Raw genomic sequence first — 1,407 nt, 5'->3', positions numbered from 1 at the left:
AGGACGTCCTGGTTGCACCAGGAGCCGCCCAGCTCCACGGCCCAGCCACCGGGCGCCATCACCCAGTCGGCGTCGGAGAGCTTCACGATGACGCCGCTTCCGCAGATGAACGCCCGGGACGCCTGCGAGACGATCCACTCCGCCTTCCTGGCCTCCGCCGCCCCGTCGGTGTGGCACCTCTCGGCCATCCGCCACAGCAGGCGCCAGCCGATGCCGGGGGTCAGCGGCCCCACGTAGGCGAGCTGCCGGTCCTCCACGAGCGTGGTCGCGTAGCCGAAGACGGGCCCGAACAGGGAGAAGACGGTCACCCGGCCCCGTCCTTTGACTCCCTCGGTGGTCACCACGGTCTCAGCAGCAGGGGCCGTCGCCGCAGCACGCCGGTTCGTTGCAGTCCGCCCTGGTGCCCCACAGGGACTCGTCCACCAAGAAGCCGTGGGCGCGGATCGTGGCCACGACATCCGCTGTCGTCACCCTGTCCCGGTACCGGGACCTGGGCGCGTGATGGACGAACCGGCCGTACCGCGTCCGGCAGAACGCGTCGTACTCCTCGGTGTGCAGCATGAACGTGTGCCACCCAGGGTCCACGGCCCTGGAGGGCGACATGGCTTCGCCGGTCCGGCCCATGACGTCCACGAAGGCCAGGGCCTCGTCCATGATCCGCTCGGCCAGGGAACGCTCGTACCCGTACTCCTCGGCGCAGAAGTCCGTCAGCCGTTCGAACAACTCGGGTGCCACGAGGTCGCGGCCGTGCCGCAGGGCGGCAACCGGCATTTCGGCGGTCACACTCATGGAACGCCCTGCCTTTCACCTGATCCGGTGTGTGCTCGGCGACCAGGCTGGAGCGGCGGAGAACTCGGGGTCCATGAGCTTCTACGGACTTGCGCGGCCGTCACTCGAGGGCATCGATGGCCGATGTGATGAGCGACCTGGCCTGCGCCCCGTACACGGCGATGGCGGAAAGCTCCACGAACGCTCTGGAATATTCGGCGATCTCGCCGGGCTGCGTGACCGTCAAGTGTGCCGACACGAGTTCTACGTTTGCCTGCGCGTCGTCGTACAAGGTGAACGACTCGACAGGCCAGCCGGCGCCACGGGGCGTACCGAGCGGGATGATCCCCAAGCTCACCGAGGGCAGTGAGGCTACGAAGACCAGGTGGCCGAGCGCGCCAGCCATGGTGTCGTTGTCGCCGATGACCGTGCGCAGCACCCACTCCTCTACGAGCATCGCGAATCTGTGGTCACCGGAGCGCAGGATGCGCTGGCGGTCCATACGGACGGCAACGGCGTCGTCGATGTCGTCGGGTACGTCTCGCAGCTGGGCCACTGTGCTCAAGACGGCCCGCGTGTACGCGGCCGACTGGAGTAGCCCCGGGATCACCCAGGACTGGTAAGCACGGAAGTGGCGCG

The 1,407-nt window shown here is 68.2% G+C and carries 3 protein-coding genes; all 3 read right to left on the bottom strand.

Annotation, left to right across the window (positions count from 1 at the left end):
- On the bottom strand, positions 1 to 308 hold a 308-nt coding region (locus ACPC54_RS41990; protein WP_498973022.1), incomplete at its 3' end, for a hypothetical protein.
- Positions 309 to 348: 40 nt separating this feature from the next.
- Positions 349 to 789: a UCP032817 domain-containing protein gene (locus tag ACPC54_RS41985; RefSeq protein WP_181516367.1), complete on the bottom strand. Its 441-nt coding sequence runs from the start codon at positions 787 to 789 to the stop codon at positions 349 to 351.
- A gap of 100 nt (positions 790 to 889) precedes the next feature.
- On the bottom strand, positions 890 to 1,407 hold a 518-nt coding region (locus ACPC54_RS41980), incomplete at its 5' end, for a DUF5753 domain-containing protein (RefSeq protein ID WP_498973020.1).

Origin of the sequence: Kitasatospora sp. NPDC094028, from assembly GCF_049543595.1 — a bacterium.
Classification (GTDB): domain Bacteria; phylum Actinomycetota; class Actinomycetes; order Streptomycetales; family Streptomycetaceae; genus Kitasatospora.
Note: the sequence above shows the minus strand (reverse complement) of the source record. Positions and strands in the feature narration are given on the sequence as shown.